Below are 26,160 nucleotides of genomic sequence, written 5' to 3' on the forward strand. Positions count from 1 at the left end.
GCGGTGTACCAAGAGTGTGAAAACGCGGGAGGGGGGCCGCATCGTCGATGAGGCCGCGGTGATCGCACGCGTACGAGCCGGGGAGCCGGAGGCGTACGCGCAGCTGGTGCGGGCCCATACGGGCATCGCGCTCAGGGCGGCCGCCGCGCTCGGGGCCGGTGCGGACGCGGAGGACGTGGTGCAGCAGGCCTTCGTCAAGGCGTACTGCACGCTGGGCCGGTTCAAGGACGGCGCGGCGTTCAAGCCATGGCTGCTGGCGATCGTCGCCAATGAGACGAGGAACACAGTGCGCACGGCGGCCCGTCAGCGCACCCTCGCCGGGCGTGAGGCGGCCCTCGTGGAGGCGGAGCCGCTGATACCGGAATCGGCGGACCCGGCGGTGGCCGCGCTGGAGATAGAGCGCCGTGCCGCGCTGCAGGCCGCCCTGGAGAAGCTGAGCGAGGAGCACCGCCTGGTCGTCACCTACCGCTATCTCCTGGAAATGGACGAGTCGGAGACGGCGCAGGCCCTGGGCTGGCCCCGGGGCACGGTGAAATCCCGGCTGAACCGCGCGCTGCGGAAGCTGGGGCGCTTGCTGCCGGATTTTCAGTCCCGGGAAGGGGGTGATGAGCATGAGTGACGGACGGAAGCCGTACGACGGTGAGGGGCCGGGGGCGTACGAGAGTGACGGACGGCGTGCATACGGGCGTGACGGCGCCGGGGCCGGGGCCGGCGAAGGCCCCGATCGGAAAGGTTGGCGCGCCGGCAACGGCGGCGCCGGTGATCGCGGTCGGCGTGCGGATGCGACACGGCTGCCGGGGGAGCTCCGGGCACTCGGCCGTTCCCTGGACGCGCCGGGCGCGGCGGACGACGCCGAGACGATGGTCGAGCGGGTGCTGGGGCAGATACTCGCCGAGCAGGTACCGGTTCCCGTGGCCGAGCCGCCGGGTGCCGCTGAGCGGCTGCGGGCGGTGCGGCGGTGGACGCGGGTGCGGTGGCGCTCGCTGACGGCGGCGCTGTGCGGCCTGCTGACGGTGCTCGTGCTCACGCCCCCGGTGCGGGCAGCGGTCCTCGACTGGTTCGACTTCGCCGGTGTCGAGGTGCGGTACGACCCGTCGGCTGTGCCCTCCCCCGGCGCCGAGGTACCCGGCTGCGGCCGCTCGGTGTCGCTCGCACAGGCCGAGCGCCGGGCCGGGTTCGAGCCGCTGGTGCCCGAGGAGCTCGGCATGCCGGACACGGCCGCGGTGACCGGTGAGCCGCGGGAACGGTTCATGGTGAGTCTGTGCTGGCGTGAGGACGGGCGCACGATACGGCTGGACGAGCGGCGGGCGAGCCTGGACATCGGCTTCACCAAGACCGTGCGCGAACCGCCGGAATGGATCTCGCTGGACACCGACGCCCCCGACGGCGGCACACCCGACCCGGCCCTGTGGTTTGCCCGACCGCATCTGCTGACCTTCTGGCTGGTGGACAGCAGCGGGGAGCGCTACACGCGCGAGGAGCGGACGGCAGGGGCGACGCTGCTGTGGGCCCGCAGCAGCGAGGGCGAGACGGTGACCCTGCGGCTGGAAGGGGTGGCGTCGAAGGAGCGGGCGGTGGAGATCGCGCGGTCGCTGGAGAGGCCGTCCGAGGTGTCCTCGAAGTAGTTGGTGCGGAGAGGGCGGTCCCCAGGCGGCCGGTCCGAACGTGGCCGGTCCGAACGTGGCCGGTCCGGAAAATAGCGGGACCGGGATGGGAACCCGGGTGGGTCGGGCGGTGTACCAGAAGTGACATTGCGGCTCGGGGACGGGCCGCACGGGGATCGCTCGGCTTGGGGGTTCGGATGTGCGGACATGGGGTCGGCCGCTTGGGAGACCGACTGCGGGGACAGCGGGCCGGCTGCTCGGGAGACGGGGCACGCGGGGGCAGGGCCGGTTGGCGGGGCGGGTGCCGTGAACTGGCGGCGCTGACAGGAGCGTTGGCGGCGGCTCTGGCCCTCCTGGTGTGGAGTGCCGCGCCGGCGTCGGCCGGAGGACCGACGAGCGTGCTCCTGGTCTCACCGGAGAGCGTGGAGACGGCCTCGCTGTACTACTCCGACGAGGAGTACGCAGAGCTGGAGCAGCTGCTCGGCACACCGGGCACGGGCACCCGTGACAAGCCGCCCGAGGCCGGCCTGACGGCAGCCCGCCAGGTCAACGTCACCTGGATGCTCCACGACGTGACGCCCTGGCGCCTCGACCGGGTCTTCCCGATCTACGACGGGCGGGACGTCTGGATACACACGGCGGCCAACCTGGACCGGACGTCGAACGGCACCTGGCATCGCGCCGATCACCCGGCCCAGCTGCGCGCCCTGCTCAAGAAGCTGGGCCTGATGGGAAAGACCTCGGCTGGGGGAAGCGCAGCGATCTTCCCGCCGGCATGGGAGGTGTACGGCACGGGCGAGGGGGCGAAGGCCTCGGCCGACGCTGCGGACAAGGCGACCGAGGCGTCCCCGGCCCAGGCGTCGGGGCCGAGGTCAGGGTCAGGTGACGGCACCGACTGGTGGTGGGCCCTGCCGGGCGCGGCGGCCGGGGCGGTGCTTGCGCTGCTACTGCGCCCCTTCACCGCGCGCCTGCCGCTGGGCCGCCTGCGCGGTGAGCCGGGGCCGAGGCAGGAGCTGCGCGACGTGTGAAGGCCGACCAGGGAAGGCCTGGACGGCCCGGCAGGGACGGATAAAGACCGGCGTGGGCACAGACGGGACCGGCGTGGGGACGGATGGGACCTGTGTGGGGACGGATGGGACCTGTGTGGGGACGGATGGGGCTGACGAGACGTGGAGGGGGACCGATGGGGACACGAGGCAGAGAGAGGACCGGAGGAGGAAGGGCGCGGCTCATGCTGCTCGGGCCGGTGTCGGCCACGCTGGCCCTGTGCGGGGCGGTGACGGCCTTGTGCGGGGCGGCGGCGACCGCCGCAGCGGCGCCGACGCAGAGCAGCGACGTCCCCGATGTGGCGATGGTCGTCGCGGGCGGCACGGGACGGACGACGGCGTTGCGCTCCGGCGAGCAGGCCTTCGCCCGCCTGTGGCAGCTGTTGGAGCCGACCTACGTCGGGACGGAGCGAGTGCCGCAGGACTGGGTCGAGGGACGTCATCCACCGATGCGGATCACCGTGGTCTGGGGACTGTCGGGGGTCGGCGGCTGGCCGCAGACGAACCGGCCTCCGGGAGGGGACGTGGCCGTCCAGCGCCAGGACCAACTGTTCGTGACCGCGGACGGCACACCCTGGGTGCGCTCGGATCTCGCGCCGGAAGTGGAGGACGACGACATCCGCTGGCATCGGGCTCCGCGCTCCGTCTTCGAGCGGCCGGACCTGGCGGGACTGCTCGGTGAGACGGAGGACGGGCGGGTCGAGGTCGCTGCCGCCGGGGACCGGCCCGGCCCGGTCATGGGTGATCCCGGGTGGGCGGTGGCAGGGCTGGCCGTCGGGTTCGCGACCGGCGTCGGCGGCACGCTGCTGATACGCCGCGCGGCGGCCCGACCGGGAGTCGGACCGCCGCGGGAGGAGCCACGACAGGAGTTGATCGACCTGGACCTGTGACGTCCTTGGCGCATCGTGCGACTGTCAGCCGAGGTCGATCTCCGGGTACAGCGGGAAGCCGGCCACGAGGTCGGTGGCGCGATGGGAGATCTCGTCGGCGATCTTCGGGTCGAGGACGTGCTGGGCCTTGGACGGGGCGCCCTTGCTGGTGGTGCCGGGCTCGGTGGTGGTGAGGACGCGGTCGATGAGGGCGGCGACCTCGTCCATCTCGGCGGTGCCCAGGCCACGGGTGGTCAGGGCGGGGGTGCCGATGCGGATGCCGGAGGTGTACCAGGCGCCGTTGGGGTCGGACGGGATGGCGTTGCGGTTGGTGACGATGCCGGACTCGAGGAGCGCGGCCTCGGCCTGGCGGCCGGTGAGGCCGTAGGAGGAGGCGACGTCGATCAGGTTCAGGTGGTTGTCCGTACCGCCGGTCACGAGGGTCGCGCCCCGGCGCATCAGGCCTTCCGCCAGCGCCCGGGAGTTGTCGACGATGCGCTGGGCGTAGTCGCGGAAGGACTCCTGGCGGGCCTCGGCCAGGGCGACGGCCTTGGCGGCCATGACGTGCGGGAGCGGGCCGCCGAGGACCATCGGGCAGCCACGGTCGACCTGGTCCTTGAGGGAGTCGTCGCACAGGACCATGCCGCCGCGCGGGCCGCGCAGCGACTTGTGGGTGGTGGTGGTGACGATCTGGGCGTGCGGGACCGGGTCGAAGTCGCCGGTGAGGACCTTGCCGGCGACGAGACCGGCGAAGTGGGCCATGTCGACCATGAGCGTGGCGCCGACCTCGTCGGCGATCTCGCGCATGATCCGGAAGTTCACGAGACGGGGGTAGGCGGAGTAGCCGGCGACGATGATCAGCGGCTTGAACTCGCGGGCCGACACGCGCAGCGCCTCGTAGTCGATCAGGCCCGTGGTGGGGTCGGTGCCGTAGGAGCGCTGGTCGAACATCTTGCCGGAGATGTTCGGGCGGAAGCCGTGGGTGAGGTGGCCGCCGGCGTCCAGGGACATGCCGAGCATGCGCTGGTTGCCGAAGGCGCGGCGCAGTTCGGCCCAGTCGGCCTCGGCGAGGTCGTTGACCTGGCGGACACCGGCCTTCTCCAGGGCGGGGGCCTCGACGCGGGCGGCGAGGACGGCCCAGAAGGCGACGAGGTTGGCGTCGATGCCGGAGTGGGGCTGGACATAGGCGTGGCGGGCGCCGAAGAGCTCGCGGGCGTGCTCGGCGGCGAGGGACTCGACGGTGTCGACGTTGCGACAGCCGGCGTAGAAGCGGCGGCCGACGGTGCCCTCGGCGTACTTGTCGCTGAACCAGTTGCCCATCGCGAGGAGGGTGGCCGGGGAGGCGTAGTTCTCGGAGGCGATCAGTTTGAGCATCTCGCGCTGGTCGGTGACCTCCTGGCCGATGGCGTCGGCCACGCGCGGCTCGACGGCGCGGATCACGTCGAGGGCGGCACGGAAGGCGGTGGACTCGGTGGAGAGGGGCTCGGCTGACATGGGGACCTCCGGACGTCGTGTGCAGCGATCACGGTACGGCCCAGGCGCACGGCACTCGGTCTGGACTCGGTCCAGGAGCCGCTCCCCGATGGTTGTTCCATCCCAGCGCGCCAGTCACGGCCCGCCGATCAGCCTACCGGGCGCGCCGACGTCGCATGGTCCCGCGTCCACCATGCGAGCAACGATAGGAAGGGGCCGCAAAGCACTCGTACGGCCGGAAATGGACAGTGGCCACGAGCCTCGTGACTGCCGGAGCACGAGCCCTCGTGGTGGCGGAAACGGAGAGCCCCGTGAGTACGTCGAGCACCACCGAATCCCTGATCGCCGCGGTCGACGCGCACAGCGCGCACACCTATCACCCGTTGCCGGTCGTGGTGGCGACGGCGGACGGGGCCTGGATGACGGATGTGGAGGGGCGGCGGTATCTGGATCTGCTGGCCGGGTATTCGGCGCTCAACTTCGGGCACCGCAACCGGCGGATCCTGGACGCGGCGAAAGCGCAGCTGGAGCGGGTGACGCTGACGTCGCGGGCGTTTCATCACGACCGGTACGCCGCGTTCTGCGAGCAGCTCGCCGAGCTGTGCGGCATGGAGATGGTGCTGCCGATGAACACGGGGACGGAGGCGGTGGAGACGGCGGTGAAGACCGCCCGGAAGTGGGGGTACCGGGTCAAGGGCGTGCCGGCGGAGATGGCGAAGATCGTGGTCGCGACGAACAACTTCCACGGGCGTACGACGACGATCATCAGCTTCTCCACCGACCCGGAGGCGCGGGCGGACTTCGGTCCGTACACGCCGGGCTTCGAGATCGTGCCGTACGGGGACCTCACGGCGATGCGGGAGGCGATGACGGAGAACACGGTCGCCGTGCTGCTGGAGCCGATCCAGGGCGAGGCGGGGGTTCTCGTCCCTCCGGCCGGCTATCTGCCGACGGTGCGGGAGCTGACGCGGGAGCGGAACGTGCTGTTCGTGGCGGACGAGATCCAGTCGGGGCTGGGGCGCACGGGTCGTACCTTCGCGTGCGAGCACGAGGGGGTGGTGCCGGATGTGTATGTGCTCGGCAAGGCGCTCGGGGGCGGGGTCGTGCCGGTGTCGGCGGTGGTGTCCAGCGCCGCGGTGCTCGGGGTGTTCCGGCCCGGCGAGCACGGCTCGACGTTCGGCGGGAATCCGCTGGCCTGTGCGGTGGCGCTGGAGGTGATCGCGATGCTGCGGACGGGCGAGTTCCAGGCGCGGGCGGCGGAGCTCGGCGAGCATCTGCACCGGGAGCTGGGGCTGTTGGCCGGGACGGGGCGGGTGACGGCGGTGCGGGGGCGCGGTCTGTGGGCCGGGGTCGACATCGCCCGGGAGTACGGGACGGGGCGGGAGGTGTCGGAGAAGCTGATGGACCGGGGTGTGCTGGTCAAGGACACCCTCCCCCACAGCCTCAAGGGCGTGGGCGGTGCCCCCACGGCGACGATCCGGATCGCGCCGCCGCTGGTGATCGGGAAGGAGGATCTGGACTGGGGGCTCGCGCAGTTGCGGGGGGTGCTCGGGATGTGAACCGGTTCGCGGCGCCGGGCGGTGTGTCTGCGACCTCGCGTGACGAGAGGCCTGCTGACGGTGCTGGGCGAGCATCCGGTCGACGGGCGGGGCCGGTGTGTGCGCGACGGGGGTGTGGCGCTGTGAGCGGCTGTCGATGCGGTGGCCGGCCGCGGCACAGGTCGCGCCACAGCTGGCGTGACGTCGGCCTTTGCCCCGTAGCCGAAATCGCCCGACTCGCCTTCCGCGTACGGCCGTTACAGGATCACGTGCGGCAGGAAACGGGCGTACTCGTCGGTGATCAGGCCGGACGACTCGCGGATGCCGAGGCCGGCCGACTCGTCCTCGACGACCCACGCGCCGAGGACGACGTGGTTGCCGTCGAAGGCGGGGAGTGGGGCCAACTGCTGGTAGCAGCAGGGCTCGTCGCGGAGGGCTGCCTCGGTGCCGGGTTCGTGGACCGTCACGCCCGCGCCCTCCCGGCCCAGCAGGGGCTTGGCGACATAGCCCGTCGTGCTCGCCAGCTCCCTCGGTCCGTCGAGGTAGGAGGGGAGGAGGTTCGGGTGGTCCGGGTAGAGCTCCCAGAGGATGGCCAGGAGGGCCTTGTTGCTGAGGAGCATCTTCCAGGCGGGCTCGATCCACAGCGTCGTACCGGTGCCGCCGCCGTTGTCGAGGGTGTCGAGGACGTGGTCGGCGAAGCGGTCGGTGGTGAGCCACTCCCAGGGATAGAGCTTGAAGCAGCTGCGGATGAAGTGGAGTTGGTTGTCGACGAAGCGGCCGGAGAGACGGTCCCAGCCGATCTCCTCCATGGAGATCCAGCTGGTGTCCAGGCCCGCCTGTTCCGCGGTCTCCTTGAGATAGGCGACCGTCATCATGTCCTCGCCGAGTTCGTCGGCGGAGGAGTAGGCGAAGTAGAGAGGAGCACCGGGCGGGAGCAGGGCGGACTGCTTCTTCCAGGCGGCGACGAGTCGTTCGTGGAGGGAGTTCCACTGGTCGGCGCCGGGGAAGCGCTCCTCCATCCAGAACCACTGGGGCGAGGCGGCCTCGACCAGCGAGGTGGGGGTGTCGGCGTTGTACTCCAGGAGTTTCGCCGGGCCGGTGCCGTCGTAGTGCAGGTCGAAGCGGCCGTAGACGGAGGGGAGTTCGGCGCGCCGGCGCCAGGCCTCGGCGATGGCGTCCGCGACGCGCGGGTCGGTGATGCCGAGGTCGGCGAAGCGGCGGGAGGTGACGATGTGTTCGGCCGCCGTCAGGCACATGCGGTGGAGTTCCTCGACGACCTCTTCCAGCGCCTCGATCTCCTCCAGGGAGAAGACGTAGTGGGCGCTCTCGTCCCAGTACGGGCGCAGGGAGTTGTCGGGGTAGCGGGTGAGGGGGTAGATGAGCCCCTGTTCCTCGACGGTCTGTTGCCAGCCGGGGCGGGGCTCGATCGTGCGGCGCTCCATCTGTACGGCTCCTGCTCAGCCGCCGCTGCTGCCCGAGCCCGAGCAGCCGAAGCCGCCGCGGTCGACGGCCTCGCTGCGGCTGAAGGTGCCGAAGTCGGCGCGGCCGTCGTCGGTGTCGGCGTCGTAGTACCAGGCGGCGTCGGAGCCGGTGGTCTTCTTCTTGCCGCCCTTGGCGTACGAGGAGTTGGAGCTGCTGCCGGAGTTGCAGTTCTTGTCCGCGATGATCCTGTAGCCCTCGTAGGTGTAGCTGTCGCGGTCGACGCAGCGGCGGTCGGGTTCCGAGCCGCAGGAGGTCAGGGCCGCCGCTACGACTCCCATGCCGCCGAGCACGACCGTGCTCGAGCGCAGCCTGCGTCGTGTTTCCGCCATGTGCATCTCCCCCGATGATCCGGTTGTCGTTCGGGGGACAGCCTAGAGATCGCTGGGAGCGGGCCGGGCAGGGCCCCACCCGGTACGGGGCTGCCTTCGACCCCGCCAGCGGGCTGCCACCCAAAGGCTTTTCACGGCAACACCCTGCACAACGCCCTCAGCGTTCCCGCCCACGCATGGTCCGGCGGCGTCCCGTACCCCACGACCAGCGCGTCCAGGGGCTCCACCGCGGCGGACTCGTGGCGGTAGAACGTCAGGCCGTGGAGGGCCAGGCCCTGCCAGGTCGCCGCCTGGACCACGGACTGTTCCCTGCCGGGCGGTAGGCGGAGTACGACGTGGAGGCCGGCCGCGATGCCGGTGACCTGGAGGTGAGGGGCGTGGGTGGCCAGGGCAGTGACCAGGGCGTCCCTGCGGCGCCGGTAACGCAGCCGGGCGGCGCGGACATGGCGGTCGTAGGCACCGGACGTGAGGAACTCCGCCAGGGTCAGCTGGTCCAGGGCGCCGCAGGTGTCCAGGCCGCCCTTGGCCTCCGTCACCTCCTCCACCAGCGTCGGCGGCAGCACCATCCAGGCCAGGCGCAGGCCGGGGGCGAGGGACTTGCTCGCCGTGCCCAGGTAGACGACGTGGTCGGGGTCCAGACCCTGGAGTGCGCCGACGGGCTGGCGGTCGTAGCGGAACTCCCCGTCGTAGTCGTCCTCCAGGACCAGTCCGCCGGTGTGGCGCGCCCAGTCCACCACCGTCGTGCGGCGGTCGCGATGCAGGGGCACTCCCATGGGGAACTGGTGGGCGGGGGTGAGGAGGACCGCCCGGGCCGTCCCGGCCCTCTCATGCGTCAACTCCTCAGGGTTCGTGCCCAGTTCGTCGAAGGGAAGGGGGACGGTGGCCAGACCGGCCGCCGTCAGCTGTTTCCACTGCCTCGCCAGGCCGTACGACTCCACCGCCACTGTCCGCGCCCCGCGCGCCTTCAGCACCTTGCCGAGCAGTTGCAGGCCATGCACGAAACCCGAGCAGACCACGATGCGTTCGGGGTCGGCGCGCACGCCCCGTGCGCGAGAGAGGTAGCCGGCGAGGGCGGTGCGCACTTCCAGGCGGCCACGCGGGTCGCCGTAGCCGAGGGCGTCGTGCGGGGCCGAGGCCAGGGCGCGGCGGGCGGCCTTGAGCCAGTCCGTGCGGGGGAAGGCGGCGAGGTCGGGAGTGCCGGGGCGCAGGTCGTGGGCGAGGCGGGCGCCTTCACGCGGGGCCGGTGCCGAGCCGGTCGGTGGGATCACCGTCCGTTCGGCCACCCGTGTGCCCGAGCCCTGGCGGGCGGTGAGCCAGCCCTCGGCCACCAGTTCGGCGTACACCTCGGCGACCGTGTTGCGGGCGATGCCGAGGTCGGCGGCGAGGGAACGGGAGGAGGGCAGGCGGGTGCCCGGGGCGAGACGGCCCGTTCGGACTGCCTCCCGCAGGGCGTCGGACAGGCCCCTGCGCAGGCCGGGACCGGTCGGCTCCAGGTGAAGGTCGACGCCGAGTGCACAGCTGCGCGACGTGCCCCGGTGTTCGGTCATGAAAGCCGACGTTACTCCAGGGCCACCACCGCACCGCTCCCGGTGAGCGCGGGTGGCAGTGCCCGGTCGGGCGGTGTCGACGCCGGACACACCACCGTACAGGCTGAGCCCGGTCACCCGGGTCGGGCGTGCCTGGCCCCGTTGCTGCCGCGCCCCCTCACCCGCCTCTGCGCGGACCGGTGTGTCCCGTCAGCCGGTGGCCGCGGCTCGCCACTGGGCCGCCGAGCTCGGCGGCAGCAGGTCCGCCGAGGCGGGGCGGTCGGCGTCGAGGACCTCGGTGGCGATGCGGACGAAGTCCCAGGTGTCGACGTCCGGCGCCGCCGGGTCGAGGAGGGAGCACAACTCGTCCCAGGTGAGCCGGGTGCCCGTGGCGACGGCGGAGCGAATGCGGGCGAGGGACTCCGGGGCGGTCGCCGCCCCGACACGCTTGAGGGCGGCGTCAAGATCGAAGTCGTTCGACGGGAACGTGGCCTCCAGCCGGGCCACCTCCTCGAAGGCTCGCCGGGTGGCCGTCGTCGCGTCGGCCTGGCGTACCTCGGTGAGCAGCGCGCGGCGCTCCGTCCGGTCCAGGAAGATGCCGACCTCACGGACGATGTCCGCCGGCTCGTCGGCCACATGGACGAAGTTGATGATCTTGTTGGGCGGGTCGAGCACTGTACGGAGGTGCTCGGGCCCCCGCGCCTCGGGGTCGGCCGAGCCCTTGAGGTCGGCCAGCCGGACCGAGCCGGGTACCGCGGGGTCGTACCGGTCGTCGCGGACGATCAGCAGCAGGGAGTCGGTGACGCTGTGCATCAGCGTCATCAGGGCAAGCCGGTCGGTGGTGTAGACGTGCCAGTTGTAACGCCACAGCTCGCGCATCGAGTGCCGGTTGTGCCGGATTCGAGCGCTGCCGATGATGCTGAAGCCCTGGTCGGCGAGGTAGCGCAGGGTCCGGTCGGCGCGGCGGGCGGCCATGCCGTCGCACTTGAAGCTCAACAGGCCGAGGGGCGCGAGCTCGGCGGCGGTCGTCGCGGCTGCTTCAGCGGATCCGGAGCCGTCCGACGCGCCGATGACGTCGAGCGCATCCGACCAGCACTCGCGGAAGTAGAGGTCCTCGGCGAAGAGTTCGGTCTTGGTGGCCGAGACGGTCAGGGCGGGCCACAGCTCCTCGCCCGGCATCCGGCTGTCGCGTGCGGGGGGTGCGCTGGTCATGCGGTCTCTCTCTTCCGGCTCGCTGCGAACGGACAACAAGGAACTACGGGTTGTCGGTCATGGTCTCGGGGCCACGGGCTTCGCCGCCGTCATGCCGCGGCGGCCGGCGGCGCGGCGCGGCGCGGCGGCTTCGCTCCCCCTCGCACGTCCCTGCGCGTCGCCGCAGTCTGCGTGCGCCGTCAAAACCCGGCGTCCGACTTCCACGACTCGGGCTCGGGATTGGCCAGCACCTTGGGGTGCCCCGGCTCGTCGTACACGATGAAGTACGTGCCGAGCACGGCCAGGTCCCAGCGCTCGGGGCATGCCCCCGCCGCGTCGAGGTCCGCCAGGAATGCGCGCCACCCGATGCGCTCGCCCCGTTCCATACGCTGAAGAGCGTGGCGCGCGGACTCGGCAGCCGGGCCCGGTGCGGCCGCTGCCACCGACTCGGCCACCCTGCTCAGCGCGTCGGCTGAGGCCAGGGAGCGGGTGGGGGCGGCGAAGCGCTCCAGGGCCTGGTCGAGGGCGTCCTTGTCCTGGGCGGTGAGGGCGCCGCACGCAAGGCTGTCGAGCAGCGCCCGGCGGGCTGGGACGTCGAAGAGCAGGCCGAGTTCGCGCAGCAGGTCCGCCGGTTCATCGGCGACGTGGACATAGCTGAGGACACGGTTCGGCTGGCCGAGCAGGCTGCGCAGCGTGCCGGGCTTCTGGGCCTCCAGCGTGGCCGAACCCTTGAGCGTGGACAGCCGTACGGTGCCGGGGAGTTCATGGCCGGGCTCACCGCGCAGCAGCAGGAACAGCGCGGGGCCCGCCCCGAGCAGCGACTCGTTGACCGCGAGCCGGTCCAGCGTGGCCGACGTGAGCTGGTAGCGCCACAGCTCGCGCCAGTGGAACGGCTGGAAGCGGAACTCCCGTACGGCCACGGGGGTGAAGCCGTGCTCGGTCAGGTACTCCAGGACCGGGGGCAGCTTGCCTGCCGCAAGGCCGTCCGGCTTGACCATCAGCAGGGCCGTGTCCCGCAGTACGGTGGCGAGGCCCCCGGCGCCGAGCGCCTCCTCGGCGTCGCACAGACCTTCACGGAAGTAGGTCTCACGGGCGTACAGATCTCTTTTGGTCTGACTGCGGGTCAGCGTCGACCAGTCGAGCGTTGCCATCGAACCTTCCCCCGGTGCCGGTTACGAATGCTGCCGTCGCCCGGATGCTAGCAGGTTCACATTTCAGGACCGGATCACGTGAGACGCGATTTTGGAATCGCAGCCCGAGCCCTCCTCCAGGCGAGACAAGTTCGCCGCATTATGCGCCGAGATCACTCACCGGAAAGGACGTCGAGGGTCAATTCGGACACACCCCCGCTTGGTCAAGATGTCATGGGTAAAGAAATTTCCCAGGTCAGAAGTGTTCGGCGGCCCACTCTGAGCCTTGACGGCCTCGACCGGCATCCGGCTAACCTCCGACTGCGGGAAATTCCTCCCGTCCATCGAATTAAGGAGGGTGGTCCACATGCGTAACGCTGTTTCCACCGCTGTGCAGAGCAGCAACTTCAACCTGAAGAATGAGGTCGTCGAGCTCATTCCTTCCGGGGTTGCCGCCGAGCGCGCCGTCCTGGGCGTCCGTGAGCTGGAGGCGTTCCGCGCTGCCGGTTCCTTCGTGCCGGCCTCGAAGCACGGCCTCGAGGTCATCACCGGCGCGAGCTGCGAGACCGGCGCCCAGTAATCAAACGCCGGGTGGGACCGCCGATTCGCCGGCGGTCCCACCCGGCACCTTTCGTTCCGCATCCACGCTTTTCACACCGCCCGCGAAAACGGCGGACCGGCCCACCCTTACTGCTGGATAGGAAAAGGTCATGACCGACTCTTCGTCCCGCGCGCTGCCCACGGTTTCTGTTGTGACCTCGCACGGCCGGCAGCCGCTGAGCGGCGCAGCCGACGAGCGCCTCATCGACATCCTCAGCCGGAACCACGTCCCGTGGTCCGCGGTCGCAGCCTATGCCGTTCCGGAATCCGGCGGGGACCTGCGTCTTTCGCCGTCACTCGACCGCACCCTGGCCGAGTTCGAGGACACATCCGAAATCCTGCTCTATTTCAATCGGAACGTGAACCCCTTCAATTTCTCGATCGAGGATTTCAAGACGATCGAGAGCGACCACCCGGGTGAAGAGGCGACTGAGTACATCTACCAGCGTCTCGACAACGAGACCGGCACCGCCGAGTCCTTCCTGAAGAAACTGAGCCCCGAGGAGTGCCGGCAGATCATCGCCGACCGGGTGGGCGACACAGTCCGCGCGAACGTGCCCGCGGGCGCCGACCTGGTCGTCGGCGTCAGCGGCGGCGGTGACAGCAATGCCCTGCTGTACGGCCTCAGTCAGCTGTCCGATCACGGCATCACCGTCCATCCGGTGATCCTCAAGGGAATTCCGGACTGGGACGCCGGAGTGCCGCGCGCACAGGCGCTGTGCGAGAAATACGGTCTCGAACTGACCGTGATCGAGGCCGATGAGGTGAAGCAACTGCTGGGCATTCCGGCCGACTCGGTGGATCTGATCGACCGGTTCGAGCGCGAGTTCCAGGGCGACGACTTCGAGTTCCTCGGCACGCTGATGATCCGGCTCGCGCTGTCCAAGGCGGCCCGGGACATCGGCACGTCGTACATCGCGACCGGAGTGAACCTCGAGGACATCGTCTGCGAGAACCTCTTCCGGGTCACCACGGGCTTGAAGCCGGCGGCCTTCCCGAAGCGGCAGATCGGTGACACGACGCTCGTCCTGCCGCTGTGGCTGTGCCCCAAGCGCATCATCGACGGCTGCTTCCCCAAGTACTCGCTGGAGAACTACGACGCCCGCTACCCCTGCTTCTCGCTCGGCCGCAACCTCTACTACAGCGTGGTCTACGCCCTTCAGTCGCAGTTCCCGGGCTACCTGGAGCAGGTCGCCCACGGGCTGTCGCAGCTCAGCATGAAGGACCCGGTCGAGTACACGTACAACGAGCAGCTCGGCTTCCACGTCGAGCGGACCGTTCCCTTTCCCCTGCTGCGCAGGTTCCAGAAGATGCTCGGCGGCGCGCAGCCGACCGCCGGCTGACCGGGCGGGACGGCAAGGAGATGACCGCGCACTGCGTCGTCGTGGTCGGCGGTGGCCCCATGTGCACCTACGCCCTGGCGCATCTGGCGGCCGTTCTGCCCGAGGCGCCGCCGGCCGCGCGGGTGCGGCTTGTGGTCTTCGAGCGGGGTGGCCGGGCGGGTGCGGGCGAGGTGCACAGCGATGCGCAGCCGCAGACCGGCTATCTCAACCGGGTCGCCGGGCAGATCGCCTTCGCCCCTGACGAGTCGAGCGACCCGCCCCGCAAGCTGCTGCCCGCCCGGCTGCGGCCCACCTTCCAGGAGTGGTGTGCCGAGCGCCACGCCCGCACCCAGCACCCCGACTTCGCGCTACGCCCGCACGAGGTGCCCCGTCGCTATGTCCACGGGCTGGCCCTGCGCGAGCTGTTCCTGCGGTACGTGGAGCGGCTGCGGGGCGTGCCCGGGGTCACGGTCGAACTGCGCGGCACCGAGGTCACGGACGTGACGCGGACCGGCGCCCGCGCCGAAGACCGCGACCGTTTCCTGCTGCGATCCGCCGACGGGCGTGAACTCGCCGCCGACGAGATCCTGTTCGTCACCGGCCACTCCTGGAACACCCCCGCGCCGGGCAGCGAGGAGGAGCGGCTCGCGGCGCACGCGGGGTATGTGCCGACGCCGTATCCCCTGGCCGACCGGCTGGACGAGCGGGCGGTGCGGCCCGGCCGGCCGGTACTGGTGCGCGGGCTCGGGCTGACCGCCATCGACGTCTTCCTCCAGCTCACCGAGGGGCGCGGCGGTGTCTTCGTGGCCGACGGGGACGCGGCGCCGCACGGGCTGCGTTATGTACCGACCGGCCGCGAGCCGTCGGTCATCGTCGCCGTCAGCCCCAGCGGGGTGCCGGTTTCGGGCCGCCCGTTGAACGCCAAGGTGGGCGATCCGGCCCGGCTCGAGCACACCGGCGTCTTCTTCACGGTCGACGCGGTACGCGCTCTGCGCTCCCGGGTCGGGGTGCGCCTTCCGGACGGTCGCCGTCCCCTCGACTTCGACGAGCATCTCTTCCCGCTGGTCTGCCTGGAGATGGCATGGGTGCACCATCGCACCGTGCGCGGTGACGCGGCCGTACGGCAGCTGTACGACGCGGTCACGCCGGCGTACCGCGACTTCCTGGCGGGGCGCGGACCGTGGGGCGAGGAGGGCGCGGACGCACTGGTCCGGGCCTTGGAGAGACCGCTCGGTGAGAGGGACGGCAACGACGGGGCCGACGAGGACTCCGGTCGGTTCGCATGGCGTGTGCTGCTCGATCCGTTGCCCGCCGGTTCGGCCCGGCGTGGGGACGACGGGGCCGACTGGGCCCGACGGGTCGATGCCTATCTGCGCCGGGATCACCGGGACGCCCTGGAGGGCAACCTGCGCAACGCGGTCAAGGCGGCCTGCGACGGGGTCTGGCGCGATCTGCGCGCCGTCTTCGGGGCGGCCGTGGACTTCGGCGGGCTGACCCCCGACTCCCACCGGCGTTTCGTCCGCAACCATCTGCGCCACTACAACCGGCTCTCCAACGGCGCGGGCCTGGAGCCGATGCGCAAGGTGCTGGCACTGCTGGACGCGGGGCTGCTCGACCTGTCGGTCGGGCCGGAGCCCGCAGTGCGTCCGGGCAGTGAGGACGGCGCGGCGTTCACCGTGACGGGCGGGTGCACCGGTGTCATCCGGTCGGTGGACGCCGTGGTGGAGGGCCGGGTGCACCCCTTCGACCCCCGCCGTGACGTGCTGCCGCTGTACCGCTCGCTGCTGGACGCCGGTCTGGTACGGCTCTGGCGCAACCGTGGCCCGGCCGGCACCGACGACTTCGTGCCGGGCGCGCTGGACCTCACCGACCGCTTCCACCCCGTACTCCCCGACGGCTCGACCGAACCCCGGCTCACCTTCCTCGGTGCCCCCGCCGAAGGACTCCGGGTTTTCCAGCAGAGCGCCGCCCGGCCGTTCTCCAACAGCTCGGTCCTCGCCGTCGCCGCGGACTGGGCCGAGGAGGCGGCGCAGCGCATGGCGCAGGTCCCGCCCGCGCGCACCCCGGCGGCAACCGACCCCGCCGCACCCCATCCCACAGCCCCTGATCCCGAAGGGCGGACCACGCAGTGACACGGCACCCTCATATGCGCCTCGGGGCCTTCCTCTACCCGACCGGCTATCACGTCGCGGCGTGGCGGCACCCCGAGGTGCCCGCCGACGCCGGGGTGGACATCGGGCACTACGCCGAGCTGGCGCGCACCGCGGAGCGCGGCAAGCTGGACTTCCTCTTCCTGCCGGACAGTTCGGCCATGCGCGGAGGGGACACGGCGGAGCTGAGCCGTACCGCCATCCGGTACGTGGCCCAGTTCGAGCCGCTCACCCTGCTCGGCGCGCTGGCCGGCGTCACCGAGCGGATCGGGCTGACGGCCACGATCTCCGCCACGTACAACGAGCCCTACCACTCGGCCCGGATGCTCGCCTCGCTGGACCACATCAGCCGGGGTCGGGCCGGCTGGAACCTGGTGACCTCGCAGAACCCGTACGAGGCCTACAACTTCGGTCTGCCCGAGCATCCCGAGCACGGCGTCCGGTACGCCAGGGCGCAGGAGTTCGCCCAGGTGGTCAAGGGCCTGTGGGACACCTGGAGTGACGACGCCTGGGTGCGGGACAAGGCGGCCGGGCGGTTCTTCGACCCCGCGGGGGTCCGGCCGCTCGACCACCACGGGGAGCACTTCTCGGTGCGTGGACCGCTCAACATGCCGCGCTGCCCGCAGGGCCACCCGGTGACGCTGCAGGCGGGGTCCTCGGACACCGGCCGCGATCTGGCCGCCGCGACCGCGGACGTGGTGTTCACGGCGCAGCATTCCCGGGAGCAGGCGCTGGCCTTCACCGAGGACGTGCGGGCGCGGGCGGAGAAACTCGGTCGCGATCCCGAGGGCGTGAAGGTCCTGGCCGGGGTCTTCCCCTTCGTGGGCCGTACCCGGGCCGAGGCGGAGGAGAAGGTGGAGCGGCTGCAGGATCTGATCGACCCTCAGGTGGGTCTCGGGCTGCTCTCCAGCGAGCTGGGCCATGCCGACCTTGACGGTAGCGACCTGGACGGGCCGCTGCCGGACATCCCGGTGTCCAACTCGGGTCGGTCGCGGCGCGATCTGCTCGTACGGATGGCGCGGGAGGAGGGGCTCACCGTCCGGCAGCTCTACAAGCGGGTGGCCGGGTCCCGGGGACACTGGCAGGTCGTGGGCACGCCCGAGTCGGTCGCCGACGAGCTCGCGGACTGGTTCCACAGCGGGGCGGTGGACGGCTTCATCGTGATGCCGCCGTATCTGCCGGGTGGTCTGGAGGACTTCGTCGACCTCGTGGTGCCCGAGCTGCGCCGGCGCGGCCTGTTCCGCACGGAGTACACGGGGACGACGCTGCGCGACCACCTCGGCCTCGCGAGGCCGGGCCGGTGAGCGGGCCGGCCGGGCAGGACCGGCAGGACGCGCCGGCCGGGCGGGATCACGCCGCGGAGTTCGACCGGGTGATGGCGCGCGCGGGGTTGCCGGTGCCTGCCGAGTGGCGGGCCGGGACCGTCGCCTCGTACGCCGAACTCATGGCGCTCACCCCCTTGTTGCGCATGGCTGACCGACCGGTCGGCAGCGAGCCCTCGGCCGTGTACCGGATGCGGGCGGGCGACGACGAGGGGACGAAGGATGTCTGACCCGCGCGCCCTGCACGAGCTGTCCGTCGCCGAGGCCGGTGCGCGCTTGCGCTCGGGCGCCCTGACCTCGGCCGAGCTGACCCGGTACACACTGGAGCGGATCGCGGCGCTGAACCCGACGCTGCGCGCGTTCGTGACGGTCACCGAGGAACGTGCCCTCAAGGACGCGGACCGCGCCGACCACGAGCTGGCGTCCGGCCTCGACCGGGGGCCGCTGCACGGGATCCCCTACGCGCTCAAGGACATCTTCGACACCCGGGGCATCCGCACCACCAGCCACTCCTGGCTGATGGCCGAGCATGTGCCGGACGAGGACGCCGAGGTAGAGTCCCGGCTGCGCGCGGGTGGCGGGGTCCTGGTCGGCAAGCTGGCCACGCACGAGTTCGCGCTGGGCGGTCCGAGCCCGGAGCTGCCCTTCCCGCCCGCCCGCAACCCCTGGAACACCGAGCACTTCACCGGCGCGTCCTCGTCGGGTGCCGGCGCGGCCGTGGCGGCGGGGCTGGTGCGGGTCGCGATCGGCTCCGACACCAGCGGTTCGGTGCGCGGACCGGCCTGTCACTGCGGGACGGTCGGGCTGAAGCCGACGTACGGTCTGGTCTCACGGCGGGGAGCGTTCCCGCTGTCGTACGCGCTGGACCACATCGGCCCGCTGGGCTGGACGGTGGCGGACACCGCGCTCGCCACCCAGGTGATCGCCGGGCACGATCCTCTCGACCCGGGCAGTGTCCGGCGGCCGGTGCCCGACCTGGTGGCGGGGCTCGGGCAGGGTGTGCGCGGGCTGCGCATCGCCTACTCGCCGGGCTGGTTCCGGGACGATCCGGCCACCTCGCCGGAGGTGACGGCGGCCATCGAGCGGGTCCTGGCGGAGCTCGGGGAGAGCGGTGCCCTGGTGGACGAGGTGGAACTCCCGCCGTACGGGCGGTTCAACGCGTGCGGGCGCGTCATCATGGCCGCCGAGGCATACGCGATCCACGAGGCCGAACTGAGGCGGCGCCCCACCGCGTACGGGCGCTACACCTACCAGCGCATCGCCCCCGCGGCCGGGCTGAGCGCGGCCGACCTGGTGCAGGCGTTGCGGCTGCGGCAGGAGCTGGCGGACGCCGTGCAGCGGATCGTCTTCGACCGGTACGACGTGCTGGTGACCGCGACCGGCTTGTCCCCGGCGCCCCGGCTGGACGCGTTCCCGACGGACTGGCCGCCACCGCGCGAGCTCACCGCGATGCAGACGATCCCCTTCAACGTCACCGGTCACCCGGCTCTCGCCCTGCCGACGGGGCTGTCCGGCACCGGCCTCCCGCTCGGGATGCAGATAGCGGGACGCGCGTTCGACGAAGCGACCGTACTCAGGGTGGGGGCGGCGGTGGAAGCGATCACCGGGCATGCGGCGCGCAGGCCGGCGGCCGTGCCTCGACCGGCCTGACGACGCGCCGGGTTCAGGACTCCGTCAGCCAGCCCGACTCCAGCAACGCGTCGAAGAGGCGGGCCGTGGTGTCCGGGTCCAGAGGGCGGCGCAGGCCGTACGACGTCTCGGTGATGATCCGGTCACGGTCGCGCCGGCCGTTCGCCCGGATCGCCAGGTTGAACAGGACCGACAGGTGGTGCTTGTCCTCGGCGATCATCCCGGTGAGGACCGTCCTGGTGGCGGGCGGCAGTTCGCCCAGCATCGCCCTCAGGTTCAGGGGACCCGGCCAGCGTCGGTGCACCGCGCGGCCGTCGGAGGCCCGCGCACCGTCGGGCTCGCAAAGGGCCCCGGCCTCCGTCACCGACGCCCCGGCCGCCAGGGCGCGCAGTGCGGCACCCCGGCGTGCCACGTGCTCGGCGAGGCCGCTCCCCCACCCGTCCGGCGTGCCGCGGCGCAGTTCCGACACCGCCTGCCGCTCTCGCCCGTACCAGCGCTCCACGACCGCGGAACGGGTGGCCGCATCGGGGCCGTCCGATGCCAGCAGGTGGGCCAGGGCGGCCCCGGCCACCGTGGAGCGTGTCATCTCCACCGGGGACACCTTGTCGGGCGAGTCGCCCGCCGAGTGGTTGAAGCGGTCCGCGGGATGACAGAACTGGACGGCCGGGCGGTCCACCGACGGATCGGCGTACAGCGCATGGTCGGAGAACCCGAGGAACGGTGACGGGCTCCAGGTGCCGGGGCTGTCGGCGGTGGCCGCGAAGACCTGCTCCACCACGTGCTCGGCGAGCGGCCCGAGCAGCGTCGGCGTGGTCTCGGGCGGCCGCTCGACGACGAACGGTGAGCGGCACAGCGTCTGGTCCTCACCCACCATGTCCAGGTTGATCAGCGCGTCCGGCAGCCCGCCGCCGCCCGGTTGGGAACGCCCGTGCAGCACCGCCGCGTTGCCCAGGAACTCCGCGCCCCAGAAGAACCGGATCGGGCGCCGCGTGCCGTGGCGGGAGTCGGCGCGCCGGGCCCGGGACAGGGCCGCGGCGATGCCGAGCAGGGCGGCCACGCCGGAGGCGTTGTCGTTGGAGCCGGGTCGCGGATGGCACAGGTGGGCCGTCAGCCAGATCTCCCCGGCCGTCTCGTCACCGGGCAGCAACCCGCTGACGACCGGCATGGCGGCCGTACGGTCCACTGTGACCTCGGCTCGGGCCGTCGCGCCCCGCTCGGCGGCCGCGCGCGCCGCGCGGAACATCGCCGGAGTGACGCTGAAGCCGAACAGCCGGCTGTCCGGGGGGAGTTCGATGCGGCCGACATGCGGGTCCGGTTCGCCGCCCTTGCACGGCGCGTCCGTGACGAGGCCGAGCGCGCCCGCCGCCGTCAGCTCCCGCAGCAGGGACCCCCGTACGAAGGCGGCCCGGTCCACCACGGCGACGGCGCCGGACACGGCGGGACCGACGGGATCGTCGCCCCCGACCGGCACCAGGCGGGCGACGGTCCCGCCCCGCGGCGTGGCGGCGGAGTACGTCGCCACCGTGAAGGGCTGCTCCGCGTGATCGGCGTGCCAGACCTCGGGCGCGCCTGGGCCGGACCCGGCGAACACGGTCAGGTGTGCGCTCAGCGGGGTCCAGGAGACGGGCGCCCGGAACGTCCACCACTGGGGCCGGCCGTCGGCGGCGAAGCGCTGTACGCCGACGTCCTCCAGGCCGGCCGCGGTGGCCGCCTCGGCCACCGTCCCGGCGGCCCGTTCGAGGCCGAGCGACGCCTGGTAGCGGTCGTGGGCGCTCACTCGTGCGACGTGGTCCATGACGTCGTCGATCCGTATGAAGTGCAGCAACCGCGAAACCAGTGAATCACCCACGAAAGCCACTCCCGAGAATATCGGTCCGGTCCGGTTCACCCATCTACTCGGACATCTATACAGAGCCGCGAGGCATCACGGCAATCGCCGATCTGTCTCATGTCGTCGCCTGCCTGGACGCCCTATCGGCCTCATTGCGTTCCAGATGCACCCCCATCCACCTGCGAGTATGCCGACTCGACAGCTCCGGTTGAACGTTGAACTGTCTCATGTGGGCCTTGACGGCCCGACGGCTCACCTGTTGCATTCCCAGCGTCGGAATCGACGAATGCGCGACTGCGGGATTCCCGTTATCCGTCATTCGCAATTTTTCGCGGGGGAGGTGAATGCGATGCGCAAGTACACCAAGCCGGCTGCCAAGGAGGTCACCTCCGGCACCGTCCTCAAGGTCGTGGCCTGAGCCCCGCTCGGAACACGGACCGCCGCGCCCGGCAATGTCCGGGCGCGGCCCCATGCCGGCCCTCCCTTCCTCCGATCCGACTCCGCAGCGAGCGAGGTAGTTGTATGTGTGGCTTGTCCGGGATTGCTCGGGTCGACGGCCGACCCGTTGGTGAGGGCACGGACGCACTGCTGCGCCGGATGGCTCGGGTCCTGGCCCATCGCGGGCCCGACGACGAGACGTACTTCCGGTCCGGCCCGCTGGGCCTCGGCTTCGTGCGGCTCTCGCTGGTCGACCCGGAGGGCGGCGCCCAGCCACTGGCCACGGACGACGGGGCGCTGGTCCTCATCGCCAACGGCGAGATCTACAACCACCGCGAGCTCGCGGCCGGCCTGCCCGCCGGCACCCGGCTGCGCACCCGCTCCGACTGCGAGGTCCTGCTTCACCTCTACCGCCGCGACGGGCTGCGCTTCCTGGACAAGGTGCGCGGCATGTTCTCCCTGGTGCTCTGGGACCGCGACCACGACCGGCTGGTCTTCGCCCGTGACCGGTTCGGCATCAAGCCGCTCTTCTACCACCTCGACCGCGAGCGGATCGTCTTCGCCTCCGAGGTCAAGGCGCTCTTCCAGGACCCGTCCTGCCCGCGCGAACTCGACTGGGACGCGGCGCTGGGCGACCAGATGCTCAGCATGGCGCCGGTGACGGACGACAGCCCGGCCCACTCCTGGTTCAAGGGCATCGAACTCGTCCCCGCGGCCTCCATCGTCACCGTCGACCTCACCAACGGCTCCATCTCCACCCACCGCTACTGGGACTTCCCCTCGTTCGAGGCCGGTGACTCGGCCGCCTCCGAGTCCCAACTCGTCGCCGACTACGGCCGTTTCCTGGCCGAGAGCGTCGAGGAGTCCCAGATGGCCGATGTCGAGATCGGCCTCTTCCTCAGCGGCGGCATCGACTCGGCCGCCGTCGCGGCACTGGCCGGCGTCAAGCCCAAGACGTACACCGCGCTCAACGGCTCCACTCTCGGCAACGGCGACGCCGAGTCCGCCCACGCCATCGCCGCCGCGCTGGGCCTGGCCAATCACCAGGTGCTGCTGGACACCGCGCACACCCCTGGCGTCGAGGAGTGGAAGCGGCACCTGTGGCTGCTGGAGACGCCGCTCGCCGGACCCGAGACGTTCTACAAGTACGAGATGTACCGCTACGTAGGCGCCCACACCCCCGAGATCAAGGCCATGCTGCTGGGCGGCGGCGCCGACGAATTCAACGGCGGCTACTCCAAGACCATCGCGGGCGGCGGACAGTGGCCCGACTTCGTCCGCAACGTCGCCGGCATGGGCGTCGCCCGGGACCGCGCCCGGCGCCCCGACCTCGGCGCCTGGTGGGACGCCGCCGGCCGTTCGCCGGTCAGTGCCCGCTATCTGCGTGAGGCGGCCGGCGGACATGCGGGCGACCCCTATCACGCGCTGTTCCGCTGGAAGTACCGCGACGTCCAGCTCTACAACTGCTGGCACGAGGACCGCACCGCCGCGGGCAACGGCATCGAGGCCCGGGTGCCCTTCCTCGACCACCGCCTGGTCGAGCTGGTGGCGGCGGTGCCCGAGGAGCTGCGGCCGAGCCTGGTGTGGGACAAGCAGATCCTGCGCCGCGCCATGTCCGGCATCCTGCCGCCCGAGATGGTGGACCGCCCCAAGGGCCCCTTCTTCTACGGCGACGGCGAGCACCACACCTACCGCACCTTCGTGCGGATGCTGGCCCAGGACGGCGACCGGCTGCTCGAGGAGGCCCTCGACTCCGACGCCGCCCGCCACCACCTGGACACCGACGAGGTGCGCGCCCAGCTGCGCCGGCTGGAGCGCGATCCGTCGGCCGGCCATGTGGAACTGCTGCTGCGCGTCGTCAACCTCGGGCTGCTGGAGCGGATGACGGCGGACCTGCCCGCGCCACTCGTCGACACCGTCAAGGCGCCGGTACCGCAGGGCGTGCCGGTGACGGACTGGGCGGTCGAGCGGGCGTCGATCGAGGCACGGGTGGTGCGCCGCCCGGAGGTCGAGCCGGAGCACGTGCTGCGGCTCACCGACGATGTCCTGCTGTTGCACTCCGCGGACGAACCGGCCGTCTGGTACCTCGTGGTGAACGGCAGTATCGAGTACGTCCTCGACGAGGTCGAGAACCCCGGCTGGCTCCGGCTGCTGCACGCCTTCGACGGCAAGCAGTCGTACGGAGATCTCATCACCGGTCTCGGGGTCGCCGCCGACGAGGTCGCACCGCTGGTCGCCGAGGCGCTCGAGCTGGGACTGCTCTCGCATGCGGTCCCCGCCGGATGACGGGGTACGGCCCGGTGAGGAAGGCGACCGCGCGGCGGGCGCCCCGGAGGACCGACGCCACCCTGGTCCATGGACCGTGGGAGCGGTCCGCGCTGCGCACGACGCTGCTCGACTGCCTGGAGGGGCTGGAGAGCCGCCGGCTGCTGCCGGCCGATCATCTTGCCGTGCTCTGCGTCGGCTCCGTGGCCCGCGGCTGGGCGAACGACAGCAGCGACTACGACTTCAACATCGTCGCCCACGGTCCCTGGCACGGACCGAGCGTGCGCACCATCCCCGTCCCGCTGCGCCCGGCCTCGGTTCCGGCCGTGGTGGAGTACGTCGACGGGCGGCGCTGGGAGATCAAGTACTGGGTGGACGTACAGGTCGACCAGATGCTCGCGAAGGTGGCCTGGGACCGGTTCGAGGAGGGCGCCTCGACGGCTCGCGCGCTGACCGACGCCGAGGAGCTGTTCCTGGAGCGGCTCGCGACCTGCCTGACGCTCAGCGGTACGTCGTGGGTGCGCAGCAGGCGGCAGGAACTGGGCGAGACCGCGTTCCGGGCATTCGTGACGGCCCGCTCCCTGGCCGAGGCCGACTCCTCGATCGAGGACGCGCTCGGCCAGCTCGCCGCCGACGACGTCGACAGCGCGGTGCTGTCGGCACGCAAGGCCTTCGGGCATGTGGTGGACGCGCTGCTGGAGAGCCACGGTGCGTACGGCTCACCCATCCCCAAGTGGCGTGCCCGGCGGCTGCGCGAGGTACGGCCCAGTCAGCTGCCGTACCAGGAGTACTGGGCCGTGGAGACCATGCGGGACTTCGACCCCCGGGCGCCCGATGCCTGGGTGACGCGGACCGTGCAGCGGTGCAGGGATCTGTCGATCGAGGTGGAGATTCACTGATGGGGGAACTGGAGTTGACTCCGGGCAATGTGCTGCGGCGCCGTATGGAGGCCCGCGCACGCAAATACCGGGGCAAGCTGTATATCGCCGTGCAGGACCAGGCGCTGGAGCTGGACGAGGTCGCACAGGCCATCTTCCGCCGGATCGACGGCGTCTCGACGTTGGCGGAGATCGCGGCCGGGCTCGCCGAGGAGTACGGCGTCCCGGTCGACGAGGCGACGGACGACACCGTCGGCTTCGCCGCCCAGCTGGTGGGACACGGGGTCGTGGAGGTCGTTCGATGACCTCGGGCACAACTGGCTCGCGGCGGCCCGCCGAGGGCCGTTCCGCGGGCAGCCCTACCGCCGTCGGCCGTGGTGAGAGGGGGACGGCATGTGCGGGACCGTAGGGATGTTCGTCGGCTGCTCGGCGCTGTCGTACTGTCCGCGCCGGCTGCTGCGGGGGCCCGGCGGGGCTGTCGAAGGGGAGCCGGAGGGCCGGCGGCCGGAGGAGGCCCCCGAGCGTCCCGAGCCGCCCGAACTCCCGTCGTACCGCAGCCCGTTCCGCACCTGGTACGAGCGGTCCAGTGTGCGCAGTTCACCGCGGCGGGTGCTCGATTCCGGGGACGGTGAACCGGGACTGCGGCTGTTCCCGCCGGACCTCGTGCCGGTGACCCGGCACCCTCTGGTCCGCGCGCTGCCCGAGCACCGGTTCCAGGAGGTGCTGGTCCAGCACCTCTACCGGTACCTGGACTTCACCGCGAAGCTGGAGTACCTGGTCGTCAACCGCACGGTGCTCGGCATCGCCCATGGGTCGGTCGGGGTCGCCGTACCCGAGGAGATGCGCCTGGACGCGTACAAGATGTACTGCGACGAGGCTTACCACGCTCTGTTCTCGGCGGATCTCACCGCCCAGGCAGGACGGGCGACCGGCGTCGAACCACGGCTGCCCGACGAGCCCTTCTTCCTGCGCCGGCTCCAGGAGATCCTCGATGAGCTGCCGGGGGCCGACCGACCGCTGGCCGAGTTGCTCTTCGTGATCGTCTCGGAGACCTTGATCTCCGCGAGCCTCGCCGATATGCCGCAGCGCGATGAGGTGGTCCCCGCCGTCACCGGGACGATCCGTGACCACGCTCTGGATGAGGGCCGCCACCACGCCTACTTCGCCCAGTTCCTGCAACGCCTGTGGGCCCAGCTCGACCAGGCGGAGCGGCGCACCGCGGGCCGGCTCGTGCCCCGCCTGATGGACGCCTTCCTGCGCCCGGACCTGGACGCGCTGCGCGAGGAGCTGGCCGGCTACGGGCTGTCGAAGGACCACGTCGAGCAGGTCATCGCCGAGGTGTACACCCCCGAGGTGCTCGCCGACCACTTCCGGGCGACCTCACAGCAGACCCGCCGCTACTTCCGGGACCTCGGCGCCTTCGACGACCGGGCGGCCCAGGCCGAACTGGCGGCGCACGGCCTGCTGGACTGACGTCCCCGCCGACCGCCTCGTCCTTCCCCTCCCTCGACGACGGGCGGGCCCGGGTGACTCACTC

The 26,160-nt window shown here is 71.6% G+C and carries 22 protein-coding genes and 1 riboswitch; of the genes, 15 read left to right on the top strand and 7 right to left on the bottom strand.

All coding sequences use genetic code 11. The features are described 5' to 3' along the window. The first annotated feature begins 16 nt into the window (after nt 1-16). From ADL12_RS14645 to ADL12_RS14660, 4 genes are all read left to right on the top strand, one after another. The gene (locus ADL12_RS14645; protein WP_208614544.1) at nt 17-619 is read left to right on the top strand and encodes an RNA polymerase sigma factor; all 603 of its coding nucleotides are present in this window, start codon (nt 17-19) and stop codon (nt 617-619) included. Further along, entirely contained in the window at nt 606-1,625 is a 1,020-nt protein-coding gene (locus ADL12_RS14650; RefSeq protein WP_107119914.1) for a hypothetical protein, read from the top strand. The genes ADL12_RS14645 and ADL12_RS14650 overlap by 14 nt, the downstream gene beginning before the upstream one ends. A gap of 377 nt (nt 1,626-2,002) precedes the next feature. Further along, nucleotides 2,003-2,632, top strand: coding sequence for a hypothetical protein (locus ADL12_RS14655; RefSeq protein ID WP_244187904.1), 630 nt, complete (start codon nt 2,003-2,005; stop codon nt 2,630-2,632). A gap of 203 nt (nt 2,633-2,835) precedes the next feature. After that, complete coding sequence (locus ADL12_RS14660; RefSeq protein ID WP_062702392.1) at nt 2,836-3,540, top strand: hypothetical protein; 705 nt, start codon at nt 2,836-2,838, stop codon at nt 3,538-3,540. A gap of 24 nt (nt 3,541-3,564) precedes the next feature. Here ADL12_RS14660 and ADL12_RS14665 read toward each other — a convergent pair whose 3' ends face one another. Further along, nucleotides 3,565-5,013, bottom strand: coding sequence for a glycine hydroxymethyltransferase (locus tag ADL12_RS14665; protein WP_062702394.1), 1,449 nt, complete (start codon nt 5,011-5,013; stop codon nt 3,565-3,567). Between the two features lie 31 nt (nt 5,014-5,044). Further along, nucleotides 5,045-5,141, bottom strand: a riboswitch (ZMP/ZTP riboswitch). 162 nt (nt 5,142-5,303) lie between these two features. Here ADL12_RS14665 and rocD point away from each other — a divergent pair. Next, the gene (gene rocD, locus ADL12_RS14670) at nt 5,304-6,551 is read left to right on the top strand and encodes an ornithine--oxo-acid transaminase (RefSeq protein WP_062702397.1); all 1,248 of its coding nucleotides are present in this window, start codon (nt 5,304-5,306) and stop codon (nt 6,549-6,551) included. A gap of 236 nt (nt 6,552-6,787) precedes the next feature. Here the strand turns inward: rocD and ADL12_RS14675 are convergent, their stop codons facing one another. From ADL12_RS14675 to ADL12_RS14695, 5 genes are all read right to left on the bottom strand, one after another. Next, nucleotides 6,788-7,972: a glutathionylspermidine synthase family protein gene (locus ADL12_RS14675; RefSeq protein WP_062702399.1), complete on the bottom strand. Its 1,185-nt coding sequence runs from the start codon at nt 7,970-7,972 to the stop codon at nt 6,788-6,790. A gap of 15 nt (nt 7,973-7,987) precedes the next feature. Beyond that, the gene (locus tag ADL12_RS14680; RefSeq protein WP_062702401.1) at nt 7,988-8,341 is read right to left on the bottom strand and encodes a hypothetical protein; all 354 of its coding nucleotides are present in this window, start codon (nt 8,339-8,341) and stop codon (nt 7,988-7,990) included. Between the two features lie 131 nt (nt 8,342-8,472). Next, nucleotides 8,473-9,888, bottom strand: a complete 1,416-nt coding sequence (gene pdxR / locus ADL12_RS14685; RefSeq protein ID WP_062702403.1) for a MocR-like pyridoxine biosynthesis transcription factor PdxR — start codon at nt 9,886-9,888, stop codon at nt 8,473-8,475. A gap of 189 nt (nt 9,889-10,077) precedes the next feature. Further along, complete coding sequence (locus ADL12_RS14690; RefSeq protein WP_062702405.1) at nt 10,078-11,079, bottom strand: nucleoside-diphosphate kinase; 1,002 nt, start codon at nt 11,077-11,079, stop codon at nt 10,078-10,080. Between the two features lie 179 nt (nt 11,080-11,258). Further along, a complete protein-coding gene (locus tag ADL12_RS14695) occupies nt 11,259-12,209 on the bottom strand; it encodes a nucleoside-diphosphate kinase (RefSeq protein WP_062702407.1) in 951 nt (316 codons plus the stop codon). A gap of 346 nt (nt 12,210-12,555) precedes the next feature. On the opposite strand from ADL12_RS14695, the gene ADL12_RS14700 reads away from it, so the two are divergent. The 6 genes from ADL12_RS14700 to ADL12_RS14725 all read left to right on the top strand — a co-directional run bounded on the left by ADL12_RS14700 (nt 12,556) and on the right by ADL12_RS14725 (nt 19,232). Further along, nucleotides 12,556-12,768, top strand: coding sequence for a hypothetical protein (locus ADL12_RS14700; RefSeq protein WP_159053168.1), 213 nt, complete (start codon nt 12,556-12,558; stop codon nt 12,766-12,768). Between the two features lie 130 nt (nt 12,769-12,898). Next, nucleotides 12,899-14,131, top strand: coding sequence for a tRNA lysidine(34) synthetase (locus tag ADL12_RS14705; RefSeq protein ID WP_062702410.1), 1,233 nt, complete (start codon nt 12,899-12,901; stop codon nt 14,129-14,131). 20 nt (nt 14,132-14,151) lie between these two features. After that, a complete protein-coding gene (locus tag ADL12_RS14710; protein ID WP_062702412.1) occupies nt 14,152-16,242 on the top strand; it encodes an FAD/NAD(P)-binding protein in 2,091 nt (696 codons plus the stop codon). Beyond that, nucleotides 16,239-17,564, top strand: a complete 1,326-nt coding sequence (locus ADL12_RS14715; RefSeq protein WP_244187905.1) for an LLM class flavin-dependent oxidoreductase — start codon at nt 16,239-16,241, stop codon at nt 17,562-17,564. Before ADL12_RS14710 ends, ADL12_RS14715 begins: the two co-directional genes overlap by 4 nt. Next, the gene (locus ADL12_RS14720) at nt 17,561-17,812 is read left to right on the top strand and encodes a hypothetical protein (protein ID WP_062702418.1); all 252 of its coding nucleotides are present in this window, start codon (nt 17,561-17,563) and stop codon (nt 17,810-17,812) included. The genes ADL12_RS14715 and ADL12_RS14720 overlap by 4 nt, the downstream gene beginning before the upstream one ends. Beyond that, a complete protein-coding gene (locus ADL12_RS14725; RefSeq protein WP_062702420.1) occupies nt 17,805-19,232 on the top strand; it encodes an amidase in 1,428 nt (475 codons plus the stop codon). The genes ADL12_RS14720 and ADL12_RS14725 overlap by 8 nt, the downstream gene beginning before the upstream one ends. 13 nt (nt 19,233-19,245) lie before the next feature. Here ADL12_RS14725 and ADL12_RS14730 read toward each other — a convergent pair whose 3' ends face one another. After that, on the bottom strand, nt 19,246-21,060 hold the full coding sequence (locus tag ADL12_RS14730) for a M28 family peptidase (protein ID WP_159053169.1): 1,815 nt from the start codon (nt 21,058-21,060) through the stop codon (nt 19,246-19,248). 513 nt (nt 21,061-21,573) lie between these two features. Between ADL12_RS14730 and asnB the strand changes: the two genes are divergently transcribed. The 4 genes from asnB to ADL12_RS14750 all read left to right on the top strand — a co-directional run bounded on the left by asnB (nt 21,574) and on the right by ADL12_RS14750 (nt 26,096). Further along, nucleotides 21,574-23,766 (top strand): asparagine synthase (glutamine-hydrolyzing), encoded by a 2,193-nt coding sequence (gene asnB / locus ADL12_RS14735; RefSeq protein WP_208614545.1) that lies wholly within the window; start codon nt 21,574-21,576, stop codon nt 23,764-23,766. Between the two features lie 14 nt (nt 23,767-23,780). Beyond that, nucleotides 23,781-24,644, top strand: coding sequence for a hypothetical protein (locus tag ADL12_RS14740; RefSeq protein WP_159053170.1), 864 nt, complete (start codon nt 23,781-23,783; stop codon nt 24,642-24,644). Then, the gene (locus tag ADL12_RS53970) at nt 24,644-24,928 is read left to right on the top strand and encodes a PqqD family protein (RefSeq protein ID WP_062702427.1); all 285 of its coding nucleotides are present in this window, start codon (nt 24,644-24,646) and stop codon (nt 24,926-24,928) included. The genes ADL12_RS14740 and ADL12_RS53970 overlap by 1 nt, the downstream gene beginning before the upstream one ends. Nucleotides 24,929-25,016: 88 nt before the next feature. After that, nucleotides 25,017-26,096 carry a diiron oxygenase gene (locus ADL12_RS14750; RefSeq protein WP_062702429.1) on the top strand — a complete coding sequence of 360 codons (1,080 nt, stop codon included), beginning with the start codon at nt 25,017-25,019 and terminating at the stop codon, nt 26,094-26,096. The last annotated feature ends 64 nt before the right edge of the window (nt 26,097-26,160 follow it).

Source organism: Streptomyces regalis, assembly GCF_001509475.1.
GTDB classification, from domain to species: domain Bacteria; phylum Actinomycetota; class Actinomycetes; order Streptomycetales; family Streptomycetaceae; genus Streptomyces; species Streptomyces regalis.

Excerpts from the sequence above, each read along its gene's own strand:
- pdxR (WP_062702403.1), bottom strand. The coding sequence starts at position 9,888 with ATGACCGAACACCGGGGCACGTCGCGCAGCTGTGCACTCGGCGTCGAC.
- ADL12_RS14705 (WP_062702410.1), top strand. The coding sequence starts at position 12,899 with ATGACCGACTCTTCGTCCCGCGCGCTGCCCACGGTTTCTGTTGTGACC.
- ADL12_RS14665 (WP_062702394.1), bottom strand. The coding sequence starts at position 5,013 with ATGTCAGCCGAGCCCCTCTCCACCGAGTCCACCGCCTTCCGTGCCGCC.
- ADL12_RS14695 (WP_062702407.1), bottom strand. The coding sequence starts at position 12,209 with ATGGCAACGCTCGACTGGTCGACGCTGACCCGCAGTCAGACCAAAAGA.
- ADL12_RS14675 (WP_062702399.1), bottom strand. The coding sequence starts at position 7,972 with ATGGAGCGCCGCACGATCGAGCCCCGCCCCGGCTGGCAACAGACCGTC.
- ADL12_RS14750 (WP_062702429.1), top strand. The coding sequence starts at position 25,017 with ATGTGCGGGACCGTAGGGATGTTCGTCGGCTGCTCGGCGCTGTCGTAC.
- ADL12_RS14680 (WP_062702401.1), bottom strand. The coding sequence starts at position 8,341 with ATGGCGGAAACACGACGCAGGCTGCGCTCGAGCACGGTCGTGCTCGGC.
- ADL12_RS14660 (WP_062702392.1), top strand. The coding sequence starts at position 2,836 with ATGCTGCTCGGGCCGGTGTCGGCCACGCTGGCCCTGTGCGGGGCGGTG.
- ADL12_RS14710 (WP_062702412.1), top strand. The coding sequence starts at position 14,152 with ATGACCGCGCACTGCGTCGTCGTGGTCGGCGGTGGCCCCATGTGCACC.
- ADL12_RS14700 (WP_159053168.1), top strand. The coding sequence starts at position 12,556 with ATGCGTAACGCTGTTTCCACCGCTGTGCAGAGCAGCAACTTCAACCTG.
- ADL12_RS14690 (WP_062702405.1), bottom strand. The coding sequence starts at position 11,079 with ATGACCAGCGCACCCCCCGCACGCGACAGCCGGATGCCGGGCGAGGAG.
- ADL12_RS14725 (WP_062702420.1), top strand. The coding sequence starts at position 17,805 with ATGTCTGACCCGCGCGCCCTGCACGAGCTGTCCGTCGCCGAGGCCGGT.
- ADL12_RS53970 (WP_062702427.1), top strand. The coding sequence starts at position 24,644 with ATGGGGGAACTGGAGTTGACTCCGGGCAATGTGCTGCGGCGCCGTATG.
- ADL12_RS14650 (WP_107119914.1), top strand. The coding sequence starts at position 606 with ATGAGCATGAGTGACGGACGGAAGCCGTACGACGGTGAGGGGCCGGGG.